This window comes from Lentzea flava (assembly GCF_014648475.1).
GTDB classification, from domain to species: Bacteria; Actinomycetota; Actinomycetes; order Mycobacteriales; family Pseudonocardiaceae; genus Lentzea; species Lentzea flava.
Genome location: NZ_BMRE01000037.1, coordinates 37,203 through 53,115 on the forward strand (window position 1 = coordinate 37,203; position 15,913 = coordinate 53,115).

Sequence of the window (15,913 nt, forward strand, 5' to 3'; positions counted from 1 at the left end):
CGATCCGTCAGGCGGGGCGCCTGCGCAGGGCGTCCCGCTGGAAGACGAGGTTCGCGTTCTTCAGGTCGCTGTCCAGCAGTTCGTCGTACCGGCGCTCGCCGGTCAGCACCCGCAGCAGGAACGCGGTCACGAACGCGCGGCCGAGCTTGTGCGAGCCGCGTTCGGCGTGGCCGTCCAGCAGCAGTTCGCTCCAGTGCCTGCCCTCGGTGAACCCGAGGTGTGACGCCTTGGGCAGCAGCCGGAACTGCACCGGTCCGCCCCAGGCCTGGGCGATCGCCTCGGAGTGTCCGACGGGCGGCGCGATGCGGTCCTCACCGGCCGCCAGGTGCAGTCCCGGCACGGTGACCTCGCGCGCGGCGTCCAGAGCGGACGGCCGCGTCTCCGTTGCGGCCAAAGTCACAACGGCCCTGACGCGGTCGGCCTCGGACGCCGCCAGCACCGCCGCACCGCCACCCATCGAGTGCCCGGCGAGCGCGACGCGAGCCGGGTCCACGCTGATCTCCCCGGACCCGAGCCGCACGCCGGTGCAGATGTCCACAGTGGTCAGCAGGTTGGCCGCCAGCACCCGTGCCGACAGCAGCGGGCCGCGTTCCACGGCCGGTGCCGCGGCCACGAAGCCCCACGACGCCAGGTGGCGCAAAAGCCCGTGGTAGCGGCGGACGGGCTGCATCCAGCCGTGTCCGAACGCGACGGCGGGCAGTCCCAGCCCCGACTGCGGCGTGAAGATCACGCCCGGCAGGCCGACGAGCGCGAGATCGCCGCGCAGCACCGGGTGCGGACCTGGCCTGCTGAGCTCTTCGAGGGCCTGTTTCGCGGTCAGCGTGATCACGCGGCGAGCCATGGGGTGAACCGTAGTCGATCCTGTCGCGCGCACCACATCCGAGATTGGTCTACACCACCTGTGCCTCTGACCAGCGCAGATCGGCCTTCCTCACTCATTAGGGTTAGCGGCGTGGTCTAGCTAGTCTGTTTCCCGTGTGCGGAATCGTGGGATACGTGGGTCACCGGGCGGCGCTCGACGTCGTGCTGGACGGGCTGAGGCGGCTCGAGTACCGGGGTTACGACTCGGCAGGCGTTGCCGTCATCAGCGAGGGCGCACTGGCCGTCGAACGCAAGGCCGGCCGGTTGCAGAACCTGGAGACGAGGCTCGACGAGGTGGGCCGCGACAACTTCGCGGGCACCGTCGGCATGGGACACACGCGGTGGGCGACGCACGGAGCGCCGATCGACCGCAACAGCCACCCGCACCGCGACGCGACGAACCGCGTCGCCGTGGTGCACAACGGCATCATCGAGAACTTCGCCGCGCTGCGCGCCGAGCTCGAGGGTCTCGGCGTCGAGATGGCGTCGGACACCGACACCGAGACGGTCGCGCACCTCGTGGCGTTCGCCTACGGCGAGGGCGACACGAAGGGCGACCTGCCTGCCAGCGTGCGCAAGGTCGTGCGCCGCCTGGAGGGCGCGTTCACCCTCGTGTTCACGCACGCCGACGAGCCGGACCAGGTCGTGGCTGCCCGCCGCAACTCCCCGCTGGTCGTGGGTGTCGGCGAGGGCGAGCACTTCGTGGCGAGCGACGTCTCCGCGTTCATCGCGCACACCAAGGAGGCCGTCGAGCTGGGTCAGGACCAGATGGTCGTGATCACGCGCGAGGGCTACGAGGTCACCGACTTCGACGGCGAGCCGGCCGAGGCCAAGCCGTTCACGGTCAACTGGGACCTCAGCGCCGCCGAGAAGGGCGGCCACGAGTACTTCATGCTCAAGGAGATCGAGGAGCAGCCCGACGCGCTGGCGAACACGCTGCGCGGCCACTTCTCGAACGGCCGGATCGTCCTCGACGAGCAGCGCCTGTCCGACCAGGACCTGCGTGACGTCGACAAGGTCTTCGTCGTCGCCTGCGGTTCCGCCTACCACTCCGGTCTCGTCGCGAAGTACGCGATCGAGCACTGGACCCGCCTGCCCGTCGAGGTCGAGCTCGCCTCCGAGTTCCGCTACCGCGACCCGGTGCTCGACCGCGACACGCTCGTCGTCGCCGTGTCGCAGTCCGGCGAGACCGCGGACACGCTGGAGGCCGTGCGCCACGCCCGTGCGCAGAAGGCCCGCGTTCTGGCCGTCTGCAACACGAACGGCGCGCAGATCCCGCGCGAGTCCGACGCCGTGCTCTACACGCACGCCGGTCCGGAGATCGGTGTCGCGTCGACGAAGGCGTTCCTCGCCCAGATCGCGGCGAACTACCTCGTCGGCCTGGCGCTGGCGCAGGCCCGCGGCACCAAGTACCCGGACGAGGTCGCCCGCGAGTTCCGCGAGCTGGAGGCCATGCCCGAGGCCGTGCAGCGCGTGCTCGGCACCGTCGAGCAGGTCCGTCAGCTCGGCCGTGAGCTCGCCGACTCGAAGGCCGTGCTGTTCCTCGGCCGCCACGTCGGCTACCCGGTGGCACTGGAGGGCGCGCTCAAGCTCAAGGAGCTCGCCTACATGCACGCCGAGGGCTTCGCCGCCGGTGAGCTCAAGCACGGCCCGATCGCGCTGATCGAGGAGAACCTCCCGGTCGTCGTGGTCATGCCGTCGCCGAAGGGCCGTGCCGTCCTGCACTCGAAGCTGGTGTCGAACATCAGCGAGATCCAGGCCCGCGGCGCCCGCACGATCGTGATCGCCGAAGAGGGCGACGAGACCGTGCGCCCGTTCGCCGACCACCTGATCGAGATCCCGGCCGTGCCGACCCTGCTGCAGCCGCTCATCTCGACGGTGCCGCTGCAGGTGCTGGCCGCCGAGATCGCGCGCAGCCGCGGCTACGACGTGGACAAGCCCCGCAACCTCGCGAAGTCCGTTACGGTCGAGTGAGTGAAGGGCGTCTGGCACACCGAACGCGTCAAGTCCGCTGAAGAGGAGCTCATGGCGGTGGTCCCGCCGGGCTCGTTGATGCGCAAGGCCGCGTTCGGTGTGGCCACCCACGCCCTCAGGCTTCTTTCCGGACGTCGCCGCGTCACGTTGCTCGTCGGCGCGGGCAACAACGGCGGCGACGCCCTCTGGGCCGGCTACTTCCTGCGCCGCCGAGGCGTGGCGGTGTCCGCCGTGCTGCTCAACCCGGCCAAGGCACATGCCGAGGGACTCGCGGCTTTCCGTCGCGCCGGTGGCCGGGTGGTCGACGAGGTGGGCAACCCGGACCTGGTGATCGACGGCATCGTCGGCCTGTCCGCGCGCGGTCCACTCCGGCCGGACGCCGCCGCTCTGGTCGACTCGGTGCGGGCGCCGATCCTCGCCGTGGACCTGCCGTCCGGGATCGACCCGGACACCGGGGAGATCTCCGGTCCTTTCGTGCGCGCCCACACCACGGTGACGTTCGGCGTTTTGAAGCCGGTGCACGCGCTGGCCGAGTGCGGCGAGGTGCACCTGGTCGACATCGGCCTGCGGCCGAAGGACCCGGACTTCGTGCTGCTCGACCGCTCCGACATCGCCTGGCCGGTGCCGGGCCCGTCGGACGACAAGTACACCCAGGGCGTCACGGGCGTGGCCGCCGGCAGCGCCACCTATCCGGGTGCCGCGGTGCTGGCGACCGGTGCCGCCGTGCTCGCCACCTCGGGCATGGTCCGCTACGCCGGCCCCGCCGCCGACGCGATCCGCGCGCGCTGGCCGGAGACCATCTGCACCGGCTCGATCACGGACGCCGGACGCGTGCAGGCCTGGGTCGTCGGGCCGGGCATGGGCACCGGCTCGTCGTCGGACGGAGTGCTGAGGTTCGTGCTGGAGGCTGGCGTACCGGTGATCGCGGACGCGGACGCCATCACGTTGCTGGCGCAGCACCCGACGCTCTGGGACGCCCGCGACCCGGACACCCCGCTCGTGCTGACGCCGCACGACCGGGAGTTCGAACGGCTGGCAGGGCCGGTCGGCGCGGACCGGGTCGGTGCCGCGCGGAAGGCGGCTCAGCGGTTCAACGCGGTGGTGCTGTTGAAGGGGCATCGGACCGTGGTGGCGGCGCCGGACGGACGGGCGCTGGTCAACTCGGCGACGTCGTCGTGGCCTGCGACGGCGGGGTCGGGCGATGTGCTGTCGGGGATCATCGGCGCGTTGCTGGCCGCTGGGGTGAACCCGTTCCTGGCAGCCGGTTACGCCGCGTACGCGCACGTTCTGGCGGCAGAGTTGGCGGCGGATGGTGCGCCGGTGCCGGCTTCCGGGCTGATGAGCGCGATTCCGGAAGCGATCCGCGCGATCAGGGCACGCTAGATCACGGAGAAGCCGGCGGTCAGTTCTCGCCGGCCGGTCAACGCCAGCAGGACGGCCTGACCGTCGCCGGTGACCGCTGCGACGCGGGCGGCCAGCGCAGCCGAGTCGGCGATCGCGTCGACGGGCAGGTCGGCCCGCACGCCTGCCGCGGTGGCGATGTCCAGGCTGTGCACGACGAGTTCGAACGTCCTGGTTGGCAGCCAGTGAGCCAGTCGCATGCCACCGGCCGCCGTGGTGATCAACGCCTCCGGATCGGCTGCGGCGACCGCGGCGACGGCGAGCTCGGTGAACTTCCGGGCTGCTGCGCCCGGCCGAAGGCCCAGACGTGCGCCCCACTCCCTGGCATCCGCGGTGGAGCTGGCCACGGCGGCCTCGTAGATCGCCGGGTCGATGGTCTTCGCCAGGGCGTAGTAGCCCTCTGGTGTGGTGATGTCCTCGGCGGTGGCCGGTTTTTCGAGCACCTCCGCGACGCCCGCCAGTCCGGCGGAGACGGTGTGACCGATGAGGTCGCGCAACGTCCAGTCGCCGAGGCCCGGTCCGGACAGGCGGTCAACGGGCACCGCGTCCACCAGGTCGGCGAAGGCGCGCGCAGTTGCGGCGAAAGTGTGCTGTGCGGCCATGTTGTCAGCCTGGCAGAGCGCGTACCACCGGGCTCCGCGTTTCATGCTCGGCGAACAACGGGGCGTACCTGCGAGTTGCGCCATAGTCCCTGTTCGCGGCTGCCATGGCACGATGAACAGGTTATGGCCCGTTCAGAAGTGGTAGTCGACCTCGGTGCGTTGCGGCACAACGTCGCACTGCTCGCCGGTCTTGCCCCGAACTCCGACACGATGGCCGTCGTCAAGGCGGACGGCTACGGCCACGGCGCGGTGGAAGTGGCCCGCGCCGCGCTCGAAGCGGGCGCGACCTGGCTCGGTTCCTGCTCCACCCAGGAAGCCCTCGCGCTCAGGGCGGCAGGCATCCGGGCGCCGATCCTGGCCTGGCTCGACGCCCCGGACGAGGACCTGGCCGCCGGTATCGCGGCCGATGTCGACATGTCGGTTTCCTCCCTCGAAGACCTGCGCCGCGTCGAGCAGGCCGCCGAGGAGGCCGACGCCAGGCCGAGAATCCACCTGAAGATCGACACCGGGCTGAGCCGCAACGGCTGTCAGCCGCACGACTGGCCGGAACTTGTGGAGCGAGCCAGCAAGCACGAGGTCGTCGCTGTCTGGTCGCACCTCGCGTGCGCGGACGAGATCGGCCACCCGTCGATCGACCTGCAGGCCAAGAGGTTCGACGACGCCTACGACGTCGCCAAAGCGCACGGCCTCGACCCGAAGCGGCACATCGCGAACTCCGCGGCCCTGCTGACCAGGCCCGATCTGCACTTCGACATAGTGCGGCCCGGCATCGCGATCTACGGGCTGAACCCCGTGCCCACCGACCACGACCTGCGTCCGGTGATGAGCTTCCGGTCGCGCGTGGCGCTCACGAAACGTATCCCCGCCGGCGAGTCGGTCTCCTACGGGATGACATGGACCGCGCAGGAGGACACGACGCTGGCACTGGTGCCGGCCGGGTATGCGGACGGTGTCCCGAGGGCGCTCTCCGGTCGGATGGAGGTGCTCCTGGCGGGGAAGCGCCGTCCGGTGGTCGGGCGTGTCTGCATGGACCAGATCGTCGTGGACTGTGGGAACGACGAGGTCGCAGAGGGTGCGGAGGTTGTCCTGTTCGGCGACGGGCGCCGGGGGGAGCCGACGGCGACGGAGTGGGCGGAGCTGACCGGCACGATCGACTACGAGATCGTCTGCGGGATGTACCGGCCGCGGGTGCGGAGGATCTACACGTGAAGCCGGTCTGGAAGGTCGTCGGGTGGGTCAGCGGTGCGCTCGGTGCCGCCGTCGCCGGTGCTGCCGTGGCGCAGACCGCGAAGGTGTCGCACGAGCGCAAGAAGGCCACCGACAGCCTGGCCGACGAGCCGTTAGGCCAGCTGCGGCCCGATCGCGAGTCGACGGTGGCCGCGGACGACGGCGTGCCGATCTCCGTCGAGGAGGTCGACCCCGCTGACGGTCTCGAGGCCGACATCACCGTCGTGCTGGTCCACGGGTTCGCGCTCGACCGCCGCTGCTGGCACTTCCAGCGCCGCGACCTGCAGGAACTGATCGACCCGCGGGTCCACCAGGTGCTCTACGACCAGCGCAGCCACGGCCGGTCAGGGCGGTCCGCGCCGGAGGCCAGCACCATCGAGCAGCTCGCGCACGACCTCGACGCGGTGATCCGCTCGGTCGTGCCGGACGGGCCGCTCGTGCTCGTGGGTCACTCCATGGGCGGCATGACGATCATGGCGCTGGCCGAGAAGCAGCCGGAGCTCTTCGCCGAACGGGTGCGCGGTGTCGCGTTGATCGGCACGGCCGCCGGAGCGGTGGGTGGTGCGGGGCTGCCGAAGTCGGTGCTGTCGCGCTACAACCCCGTGACGCTCGGCATCGGCCGGCTCGCCGGTGCGCAGCCCGGCCTCGTCGAGTGGGTGCGCAAGGGCGCGAAAACCCTGACGTGGAGCGGAATCCGCGCGTTGGCGTTCGGTGACCGCAAGGTGGCACCGTCCCTTGTGGACCTGATGGAGCAGATGATCAACGGGACGACGGTGAAGGTGCTCACCGAGTTCCTGGAGACCCTCGGCACGCACGACCGTTACAAGGCGCTCGCCGGGCTGCGGCACTGCGAGGTGCTCATCGTGAGCGGCGACGCGGACAAGCTCACGCCCTTCTCGCACGCCGAGCGGATGGCCGAGGAGATGCCGCACGCCACGCTCGTCCGGGCCCCCGGTGCCGGGCACATGGTGATGATGGAGCAGGCTGACCTCGTCAACGACCACCTGGTCGCGCTCGTCGAACGCTGCGCGGCCGATCGCGGAGAGAGTCGGAAGAAGTGGTGGCGGCGAGCGTGAAGACCGTCGAACTGCCGTTGGTGGAGGACACCGAGGAGTTCGGCCGCAGGCTGGGTGAGGTCGTGCGGGCGGGTGACCTGCTGCTGCTCGCGGGACCGTTGGGCGCCGGCAAGACGGCGCTGGTGCGCGGACTGGCCCGCGGCCTCGGCGTGCAGGGCAGGGTGTCGTCGCCGACGTTCGTCATCGCCCGCGTCCACGAGCCCGCGGAGGGCGGCAGGGGCGTGCCGCTGGTGCACGTCGACGCGTACCGGCTCGGGGGTCACCTGGACGAGTTGGACGATCTTGATCTGGACACGGATCTGGTCGACGCCGTCGTGGCCGTCGAGTGGGGCGAGGGCATGGCGGAACGCCTGAGCGAAGATCATCTCCTCATTCGCCTGGAGCGCGGAATCGACGACATTCGCACAGCTCAGCTCATTCCGCACGGCGAGTGGACGGCTCGTACCCTGCCCGTGTGAGGTTGTGTGCCGCATGGGGTGACGTCCATTAAGGACGGAGCGTGACCGGCCGATGAAGCTTGCATGATCAAGAAGACGCTTCTCGCGACTGCTGTCATCGGTGGCGCCATGCTGGTCGCCGCGTCCCCTGCTCTCGCCGGTGACGAGGGCCGCGACGGCCACGGCATCAGCATCGCCGACAACCTGTGCGCCGCCCCGTGGCAGTGGAACGGACCGTTCTCGCTGCTGCACGAGGGCCACGCGCCCGGCTACGCCGCGTGCAACGACAACCACGCCGCCGGCGGCTCGGACATCAGCATTGCCAACAACGCCTGTCTGCTGCCGTGGCAGTGGAACGGTCCGTTGGAGGTCTTCACGGTCGACCACGCGCCGTCCTACGTCGCGTGCAACGGCAACTCGGCCGGCTGACAGCCGGACGTGAGGGGATGGCCGGGCGAGCCCACCGGCCATCCCCTCGACCGTCCTCTCAGGACAGTTCGCGCTTGAGCACCTTGCCCATCTCGTTGCGCGGCAAAGCTTCCAGATAACGCACCACCCGCGGCCTCTTGTGCGGCGACAACAGCTTCGCCACGTGGTCGCTGAGGACCGACGGTTCCGGTGCTTCGCCCGCAGGCACCACCCAGGCCACGATCCGCTCGCCGAGGTCGTCGTCCGGCTCGCCCGTCACCGCCACCTCGGCCACCGCCGGGTGCTCCAGCAGGGCGTTCTCGATCTCGCCGGCGCCGATCTTGTAGCCACCGCTCTTGATGAGGTCGGTGGCCCGCCTCCCGACGATGCGGAGGTAGCCGTCGGGATCGCGCACCGCCATGTCTCCGGTCCTGAACCACCCGTCCCGGAACGCCTTCTCCGTCGCGTCCGGACGGTTCAGGTACTCCAGGAACAGGTTCGGCCCGCGCACCTCGATCTCGCCGATGGCACCGATGCCGACGTCCCGGCCCTGCTCGTCGACAACCTGCACGTCGACGCCGTCCACCGGCAGCCCGACCGCACCGGGCCTGCGGTCGCCGTCGAACCGCACGCTCACGTTCATCAGCGTCTCGCTCATGCCGTACCGCTCGACGATGCCCTGCCCGGTGGCCTTGGCGATCCGCTCGTGGTCGCTCGCCGGCAGCGCGGCCGAACCCGAGACCAGCAGGCGGGCGCGCCGGAACTGGTCGGCCAGCGCGGGGTCCTGCTCCACCGCCTCGGCGATGCGGTGGTACATCGTCGGCACGCCGAACATCATCGTGGCGCCGGTCGCGAGCTCCTGGCCGACGGCGGCAGGCGAGAACTTCACGTGCCGCACCGAACCGCCGAGTCGCAGCACGCCGAGGATGCCGATGCCCAGCCCGTGGACGTGGAACAGCGGCAGCCCGTGCACCAGCACGTCGTCGGCGGTCCACTGCCACGCGGCGGCGAGCGAGTCGATGTTCGAGGTCAGCGCCCGGCGCGGCAGCACCACGCCCTTGGGCGGACCGGTCGTGCCCGAGGTGTAGATGATCAGCGCGGGCGTCTCTGGGCCGGGATCCGGGAACTCGCCCGGCGTGCCGAAGACGATCGGTTCGTCGCGAAGTACCAGGTCAGGCTGGCTGTCGCCGAGGATGTGCTCGAGTTCGCGCTCGCCGATCTTGGGGTTGAGCGGCACGATCGCGACGCCTGCGAGGAGCCCGGCGACCACCGAGACGCAGGTTTCCAACGTGGACGTCGCCCAGACGGCGACCCGCGTGTGGCCACGCAGCCGTTCGGCCAAAGTGCCCGCCGCTCGGTGCAGCTCGGCATAGGTCAGGGACTTCTCTCCGAAGCGCAGGGCCTCGCGGTCACTCGGTGCAGCGAACATGGATCAAGCCTGATAGAGGTGCCCGGAGGGCGCATCGGAAGTGTGGTCTGCCACACGTACTACTCTGGACAATCGTGCTAGTGCTCGCCGTCGACACGGCCACCCCCGCAGTCACCGCCGGTGTGGTCGAACTCGCGCCCGACTCCCCGCCGCGCCTGCTCGCGAAGCGGGTGACGCTCAACGCCAAGGCGCACGGCGAGCTGCTCACCCCGCACATCAGCGACTGCCTCGAAGAGGCCGGCAAGACGTACGCCGACCTCGACGCCATCGTTGTCGGCGCAGGTCCCGGCCCCTTCACCGGCCTGCGGGTCGGTCTGGCCACGGCCGCCGCGCTCGGTCAGGCGCTCAACCGCCCGGTCTACCCCGTCGCCACCACGGACGCGATCGCCAAGGACGCCGCCAGCGGCCACCCGCTGCTCGTCGCGACCGACGCGCGGCGCAAGGAGGTCTACTGGGCCGCCTACGACGCCGCCGGCCGCCGCACCGACGGCCCGCACGTCGAACGGCCGCAGGACCTGGCGGAGAAGCTGCCGAAGCTCGGCGTGCACCACGCCACCGGTGAGGGCGCGGAGATCTACCGGGACGTTCTCGGACTCGAAACCCTGAGCGCGAAGCACCCGACGCCGGAGGGCCTGGTCGCTGCCGCGGCCGCCGAGGTCCTCGCCAAGGCCCGCCCCGCCGCGCTCACCCCGCTCTACCTGCGCAGGCCCGACGCGGTCGAACCCACCGGCCGCAAGCGGGTGACCAGGGCATGACCACCGGCACCGTCACGCTCGCGCCGCTGCGGCACGCCGACGTGCCCAGGTGCCACGAGATCGAGCTGGAGCTGTTCCCCGGCGACGACCCGTGGAGCGAGAACGCGTTCCACAGCGAGCTCGACAACGGCAATTACTACGTCGGTGCGTACGCGGACGACGAGCTCATCGGGTACGCGGGCCTCGCCGCGAGCGAGTACGAGGCCAGCGTGCACACGATCGCCGTGGTCAAGCACTGGCAGGGCAGGGGCGTCGGCAAGATGCTCCTGAACGACCTCCTCGCCCGCGTGGACGAGCTCGGCGTCCCGGTGTACCTCGAGGTCCGCACGGACAACGAGCCCGCGATCGCCCTGTACCTGGCGCACGGTTTCGAGCACCTCGGTGTGCGCCGCCGCTACTACCAGCCGTCGGGTGCCGACGCGTACACGATGGGAAGGCCAGCGCAAAGTGTCTGACAGGCTCATTCTCGGCATCGAGAGCTCGTGCGACGAGACGGGCGTCGGCATCGTCCGCCTCGGCCAGGACGGCTCGCTCGAACTGCTCGCCGACGAGGTCGCCTCGAGCGTCGAGGAGCACGCCCGCTTCGGCGGCGTCGTGCCGGAGGTCGCCTCCCGCGCCCACCTCGAGGCCATGGTCCCGACCATGCGCCGCGCCCTCGACGCGTCCGGGGTCGAGCTCTCCCAGATCCACTCCATCGCCGTCACCGCGGGGCCGGGCCTCGCCGGTGCGCTGCTGGTCGGCGTGTCCGCCGCGAAGGCCTACGCCGCCGCGCTCGGCAAGCCGCTCTACGGCGTGAACCACCTCGCGGGCCACGTCGCCGCGGACACGCTGCAGCACGGCGCGCTGCCGAACCGCTGCCTCGCGCTGCTGGTCTCCGGCGGCCACTCCCAGCTGCTGCTGGTCGAGGGCGGCCTGGCGAACTCGATCACCGAGATCGGCTCGACGGTGGACGACGCCGCGGGTGAGGCGTACGACAAGGTCGCGAGGCTGCTCGACCTGCCCTACCCCGGTGGCCCGCCCATCGACAAGCTCGCCCAGCAGGGCAACGGGTGCGCGATCGCGTTCCCGCGCGGCCTCACCGGCCCGCGCGACGCGAAGTACGACTTCTCGTTCTCCGGCCTGAAGACCTCCGTCGCCCGCTGGGTCGAGCGCGCCGAACGCGCCGGCGAGGAGATCCCGCTGGCCGACGTCGCCGCGTCGTTCCAGGAGGCGGTCGCGGACGTGCTGACCGCCAAGGCGATCCGCGCGGCGAAGGACCTCAAGGTCGACACGCTGGTCATCTCCGGCGGTGTCGCGGCGAACTCGCGCCTGAGCGGCCTGGCCGCCGAGCGCTGCGCCGAGGCCGGCATCGAACTGCGCGTGCCGCGGCCGCGGCTGTGCACCGACAACGGCGCGATGATCGCCGCTCTCGGCGCCCACCTGGTGGCGGCCGGTGCCAAGCCGTCCCCCATGGACCTGTCGACGACGCCCGGTCTGCCGGTCGGAACCGTGCAGATACTCTGACCCCATTCCTGGGCGGCCCTGAAACTGGAGTGAGCGGTGAGCGCTGAACCCATGCGCACGATCACGTACCTGTTCCCGATCTACAACGAGGCCGGGAACATCGATCTGCTGCACAAGACGGTTTCCGAGGTCGTGAAGCCGCTGGAGGACCGGTACCGGGTCAACTTCATCTACGTCAACGACGGCAGCCGCGACAACTCGCTCGCGCTGCTCAACGCCGTCGCGGACGCGGACGACCGGGTCACCGTCATCGACCTGTCGCGCAACTTCGGCCACCAGCTCGCCGTGACCGCGGGTCTCGACCTCGCGGACGCCGACGCCGTGGTGATCATGGACAGCGACCTGCAGGACCCGCCGGCGGTGAGCCTCGAGCTGATCGAGAAGTGGGAGCAGGGCTACGACGTCGTCTACGCCCAGCGCCGCTCGCGTCAGGACACGGCGTTCAAGAAGGCCACCGCGCGGGCGTTCTACTGGTTCCTGCGCAAGGTCGCCGAGATCGACATCCCGGAGAACACCGGCGACTTCCGCCTCATCGACCGCAAGGTCGTCGACGAGCTGCGCAAGTTCCGCGAGCACAACCGGTTCCTGCGCGGCCTGGTGAGCTTCATCGGCTTCCGCCAGACCGCCGTGCAGTTCGACCGCGACAAGCGCCACGCGGGCGTCACCGGCTACCCGCTGCGCAAGATGCTGCGGTTCGCCGCGGACGGCATCGTCGGATTCTCCGCCGCGCCGCTGAAGCTGATCTCCAAGGTCGGCTACTTCATCTCGTTCCTCGCGTTCCTCGGCATCTGCTACGTCGTGGGCGTGAAGCTGTTCCTGCCGGACACCGCCGTTCCCGGTTGGGCGTTCATCACCAGCGCCGTGTTCTTCCTCGGCGGCATCCAGCTGATCATGCTCGGCGTGCTCGGCAGCTACGTCGGCCGCATCTACACCGAGGTGCAGGGCCGCCCGCTCTACAGCGTGGCGTCGGTGCGCACGGGGTCGGACGTGCCGAACGACGCCAGGGCCCTCGCGTCGTGAAGAAGCTGCTGAGCGCCCAGCAGCTGCGCTTCGGCCTGGTCGGCGTGGGCAACACCCTCGTCGACCTGGTCGGCTACACGGTGCTGTTCGCGCTCGGCACGCCCCTCGTGATCGCGAACCTCATCTCGACCACGATGGGCATGGCGCTGAGCTTCACGCTCAACCGCAGCTTCACGTTCCGTGCCGCAGGCGGTGGCGTGGTTCGTCAGGTCGTGCTGTTCGTGCTGGTCACGGGCATCGGACTGTGGGCGATCCAGCCGCTGGTCATCGTGCTGACGCGCGACCTGTTCGCCGGCCTGCCCGAGACGCTCGCCATCGCGGCGCCCAAGTTCGCGGGCATCTGCGTCGCACTCGTCTGGAACTACGTGCTCTACAGCCGGCTCGTGTTCCGCCCGGTCGAAGAGCTTGCAAAGGAACCCGTTCATGACTGACACCGCGATCCGCGAGCCGGAGGTCGCCGCCGAGGAGGCGCCGAGACCGGTTCCCCGGTGGAAGACCGCGCTGACGGGCGACTTCGCGAAGGTCTTCCTGCTGGTGTTCGCCTGGCAGGTCTTCATGACCGTGCTCGGGCGCCTGATCGAACCGCTGATGCCGGTCTTCGAGGGCACGCCGCTGTCGTCGCGCACCGTCGACACGCTGCTCTCGCACACGCACCGCTGGGACGCCGAGAACTTCACCGGCATCGTCGAGGGCACGGCGTACCAGAACATTCCGACGTCACAGGCGTTCTACCCCGTCTTCCCGCTGTTCGTGTGGCTGGTGAAGACGGCGTTCCTCGGCACGATCGGCACGCTGGCCGCGGGCTTCATCGTCAACACGGTCGCCTTGTGGCTGGGCGCGGTGGCGCTGCTGAAGATCGCCCGCAACTTCCTCGCCGGCGAGCGCGGGCCGTGGATCGCCGTCATGGTCATGCTGACCCTGCCGTCGGCGTACTTCCTGCACGCGTTCTACAGCGAGGCCGTCTTCATCGCGCTGGGCTTCTGGGCGTACCTCTTCGCGTTGCGCAGGCAGTGGGTCTTCATGGGCCTGTGCCTGATGCCGCTGACCGGTGTGCGCATCACGGCCGTGCTGTTCGTGGGCCTGTGCTTCCTGGAGTTCTGGCGCAGCAAGGACTGGAAGTTCCGCGGCCTGCTGTCGTGGCACCTGCTGTGGTTCCCGCTGAGCGCGGTGGGCTTCATCGGCTTCGCGATCTACCTGAAGATCCTGGTGAACGACCCGCTGGGCATGACGAAGGCCTACTCGAAGGCGCCGGCCTGGGCGTACCACCAGTTCAGCCCGAACATCCTCAACACGCTGTACGAGCAGACCAAGATCGTCTTCAAGATCCTCACCGGCAGGTTCGAGCTCGCCGGTTGGTCGGTCGCGAACTACGTGGTGCCGTGGTTCGGCCTGATGCTGCTGATCGCGTGCTCGCTGTACCTGCTCGCGCTGCGGAGGGGAGACCTGGTCCCGGTCGGCCTCTACGGCCTCGCGTCGGTGGTGATGCTGACGCTGAACCAGAACCTGGTCTCCGTCCACCGCTACCTGCTGCCGTGCTTCGGCATCTACCTCGCGCTGGTGCTGCTCGGGCAGCGGGTTCCCGCGTTGAAGTCGGTGGTGTACGGGGTCATGTACGTCGGGCTGACCGTGCAGACCCTGTTCTACCTGCAGTTCGTCGCGGGTCTCTGGACCGGCTGAGGTCAGACCCTGTTGAGGCCCGGCCTCCGGTCTTCGATGACGAAGGACGCCTTCGTCGTCACCGGGGCGCCGGGCTTCGACACGTAGTCGAGCCCGCGGAAGTCCGCTCGCACCTCCCGTGCGGTGAACTTCGTCCGCACGTACCCACGCCGGTTGTTGAAGTACTTCACGTGCGGGTTCTCGGCCAGAATCGCGGGCGTCTCCGCACGGGTCTCCGAGCCGTCACCACCGGACGTGATCGACGTCGCCACCAGCTCGGTCGCGACGGTCTTCGACGTCGGGTCGTTCCACTTCTCCTTGACCTCGGCCGCCCACGCCGCGTGCACGTCACCGGTGAGCACGACGGTGTTGCGCGCGTGGCAGAACCCGGCGGCCACCCGGTCGCGGTTCGCCGCGTAGCCGTCCCACGCGTCCATGTTGTTGGTCTCGCCGGCACCGGGCGTGAAGTCGAGCTGTGAGAAGAACACCTGCTGGCCCAGCACGTCCCACCGCGCGTGCGAGCGCCTGAGGCCGTCCAGGAGCCACTTCTCCTGCTCGGCGCCGGTGATCGTGCGCGTCGGGTTCAGCCGCTCGGGACATGCCTTCAGGCCGTCGCCGCACGCCTGGTCGTCGCGATACTGACGGGTGTCGAGCATGTGGAAGTTCGCGAGCCCGCCCCACTGGATGCGCCGGTAGAGCTGCAGGTCGATGCCGTGCGGCTTGTTCCTGATCGGCATGTTCTCGTAGTAGGCCTGGAACGCGGCCGCCCGGCGCTGGAGGAAGTTCGGCTGGGGGATCTGCGGCTTCTCGTAGACCTCGTCCGCCCAGTTGTTGTCGAGCTCGTGGTCGTCCCAGACCACGGCCCAGGGCGCCACGGCGTGCGCTTCCTGGAGATCCAGGTCGGTCTTGTACTGCGCGTGCCGCTGCCGGTAGTTCGCGAGCGTCTCGGTTTCCGGGCCCTCGTGGTCGCGCGGGTTGCCGCCCGGTGCCACGTACGCGCCCTTGGTGTACTCGTACTGGTAGTCGCCGAGGTGCAGGATCAGGTCGGGCTGGTCCTCGGCCATCCTGCGGTACGCGGTGAAGTAGCCGTGCTCGAACTGCGAGCAGGACGCGAACGCCATCGTGAGCCCGCTGCCCAACGCCCACGGCGCCGGTGCCGTCCGCGTCCGGCCGGTGCGCGAGAGGTGGCCCTCCGCAGAGAAGCGGTAGAAGTACTCGCGGCCGGGCATGAGCCCGCGCACGTCCACGTGGACGCTGTGGCCCTCCTCCGGCCGCGCGGACGCCGTGCCGCGGCGGACGACCAGCCGGAACCGTTCGTCCAGTGCGAGTTCCCACTTCACCTCGACGACGCGGGACGGCATGCCGCCCATGCCGTCCTCCGCAAGAGGTGTGGGTGCCAGGCGGGTCCACAGGACCACGCCGTCGTAGGTCGGGTCGCCGGAAGCGACTCCGAGAGTGAACGGGTCGGACAACCGGTCCGACCCCGCGCCGACGGTGGTGAGCGCAAGTCCCCCGATGAGGAGTGCGCGTCGCGTCACTCGAGTCATGGTGAGACCCTCACCCA

General features: G+C 70.0%; 16 protein-coding genes. 12 read left to right on the plus strand and 4 right to left on the minus strand.

The features are described from left to right. Positions 1 to 7: 7 nt before the first annotated feature. Positions 8 to 841, minus strand: coding sequence for a dienelactone hydrolase family protein (locus IEZ09_RS31895; RefSeq protein WP_189257513.1), 834 nt, complete (start codon positions 839 to 841; stop codon positions 8 to 10). A gap of 134 nt (positions 842 to 975) precedes the next feature. Between IEZ09_RS31895 and glmS the strand changes: the two genes are divergently transcribed. Both glmS and IEZ09_RS31905 read left to right on the plus strand, forming a co-directional pair. Next, entirely contained in the window at positions 976 to 2,835 is a 1,860-nt protein-coding gene (gene glmS / locus IEZ09_RS31900; protein WP_189257514.1) for a glutamine--fructose-6-phosphate transaminase (isomerizing), read from the plus strand. Continuing rightward, positions 2,836 to 4,218, plus strand: coding sequence for an NAD(P)H-hydrate dehydratase (locus IEZ09_RS31905; RefSeq protein WP_189257515.1), 1,383 nt, complete (start codon positions 2,836 to 2,838; stop codon positions 4,216 to 4,218). On the opposite strand, the gene IEZ09_RS31910 is transcribed toward IEZ09_RS31905, so the two are convergent. Then, the gene (locus IEZ09_RS31910; RefSeq protein ID WP_189257516.1) at positions 4,215 to 4,838 is read right to left on the minus strand and encodes a maleylpyruvate isomerase N-terminal domain-containing protein; all 624 of its coding nucleotides are present in this window, start codon (positions 4,836 to 4,838) and stop codon (positions 4,215 to 4,217) included. The two genes, IEZ09_RS31905 and IEZ09_RS31910, sit on opposite strands and share 4 nt — an antisense overlap. A 123-nt stretch (positions 4,839 to 4,961) precedes the next feature. Between IEZ09_RS31910 and alr the strand changes: the two genes are divergently transcribed. The 4 genes from alr to IEZ09_RS31925 all read left to right on the plus strand — a co-directional run bounded on the left by alr (position 4,962) and on the right by IEZ09_RS31925 (position 8,007). Then, a complete protein-coding gene (gene alr / locus IEZ09_RS46845; protein WP_229813134.1) occupies positions 4,962 to 6,047 on the plus strand; it encodes an alanine racemase in 1,086 nt (361 codons plus the stop codon). After that, on the plus strand, positions 6,044 to 7,141 hold the full coding sequence (locus IEZ09_RS31915) for an alpha/beta fold hydrolase (protein ID WP_229813135.1): 1,098 nt from the start codon (positions 6,044 to 6,046) through the stop codon (positions 7,139 to 7,141). The genes alr and IEZ09_RS31915 overlap by 4 nt, the downstream gene beginning before the upstream one ends. Then, positions 7,138 to 7,599: a tRNA (adenosine(37)-N6)-threonylcarbamoyltransferase complex ATPase subunit type 1 TsaE gene (gene tsaE / locus IEZ09_RS31920; protein ID WP_229813136.1), complete on the plus strand. Its 462-nt coding sequence runs from the start codon at positions 7,138 to 7,140 to the stop codon at positions 7,597 to 7,599. Before IEZ09_RS31915 ends, tsaE begins: the two co-directional genes overlap by 4 nt. Positions 7,600 to 7,662: 63 nt before the next feature. After that, positions 7,663 to 8,007 (plus strand): hypothetical protein, encoded by a 345-nt coding sequence (locus IEZ09_RS31925; RefSeq protein ID WP_189257519.1) that lies wholly within the window; start codon positions 7,663 to 7,665, stop codon positions 8,005 to 8,007. Positions 8,008 to 8,065: 58 nt separating this feature from the next. Here the strand turns inward: IEZ09_RS31925 and IEZ09_RS31930 are convergent, their stop codons facing one another. Next, positions 8,066 to 9,415 (minus strand): acyl-CoA synthetase, encoded by a 1,350-nt coding sequence (locus IEZ09_RS31930; RefSeq protein ID WP_189257520.1) that lies wholly within the window; start codon positions 9,413 to 9,415, stop codon positions 8,066 to 8,068. A gap of 74 nt (positions 9,416 to 9,489) precedes the next feature. Between IEZ09_RS31930 and tsaB the strand changes: the two genes are divergently transcribed. From tsaB to IEZ09_RS31960, 6 genes are read left to right on the plus strand one after another with little or no spacing between them, the layout of a single operon-like run. Then, positions 9,490 to 10,170 (plus strand): tRNA (adenosine(37)-N6)-threonylcarbamoyltransferase complex dimerization subunit type 1 TsaB, encoded by a 681-nt coding sequence (gene tsaB, locus IEZ09_RS31935; protein WP_189257521.1) that lies wholly within the window; start codon positions 9,490 to 9,492, stop codon positions 10,168 to 10,170. After that, positions 10,167 to 10,625 carry a ribosomal protein S18-alanine N-acetyltransferase gene (gene rimI, locus IEZ09_RS31940; protein WP_189257522.1) on the plus strand — a complete coding sequence of 153 codons (459 nt, stop codon included), beginning with the start codon at positions 10,167 to 10,169 and terminating at the stop codon, positions 10,623 to 10,625. Before tsaB ends, rimI begins: the two co-directional genes overlap by 4 nt. Beyond that, positions 10,618 to 11,673: a tRNA (adenosine(37)-N6)-threonylcarbamoyltransferase complex transferase subunit TsaD gene (tsaD, locus tag IEZ09_RS31945; RefSeq protein ID WP_189257523.1), complete on the plus strand. Its 1,056-nt coding sequence runs from the start codon at positions 10,618 to 10,620 to the stop codon at positions 11,671 to 11,673. The genes rimI and tsaD overlap by 8 nt, the downstream gene beginning before the upstream one ends. A gap of 36 nt (positions 11,674 to 11,709) precedes the next feature. Continuing rightward, entirely contained in the window at positions 11,710 to 12,693 is a 984-nt protein-coding gene (locus tag IEZ09_RS31950) for a glycosyltransferase family 2 protein (protein WP_229813137.1), read from the plus strand. Next, positions 12,690 to 13,124: a GtrA family protein gene (locus IEZ09_RS31955; RefSeq protein ID WP_229813138.1), complete on the plus strand. Its 435-nt coding sequence runs from the start codon at positions 12,690 to 12,692 to the stop codon at positions 13,122 to 13,124. Before IEZ09_RS31950 ends, IEZ09_RS31955 begins: the two co-directional genes overlap by 4 nt. Next, positions 13,117 to 14,370 carry a hypothetical protein gene (locus IEZ09_RS31960; protein WP_189257524.1) on the plus strand — a complete coding sequence of 418 codons (1,254 nt, stop codon included), beginning with the start codon at positions 13,117 to 13,119 and terminating at the stop codon, positions 14,368 to 14,370. The genes IEZ09_RS31955 and IEZ09_RS31960 overlap by 8 nt, the downstream gene beginning before the upstream one ends. Before the next feature lie 2 nt (positions 14,371 to 14,372). Here the strand turns inward: IEZ09_RS31960 and IEZ09_RS31965 are convergent, their stop codons facing one another. Next, positions 14,373 to 15,896 carry an alkaline phosphatase D family protein gene (locus IEZ09_RS31965; protein WP_189257525.1) on the minus strand — a complete coding sequence of 508 codons (1,524 nt, stop codon included), beginning with the start codon at positions 15,894 to 15,896 and terminating at the stop codon, positions 14,373 to 14,375. Between the last annotated feature and the right edge of the window lie 17 nt (positions 15,897 to 15,913).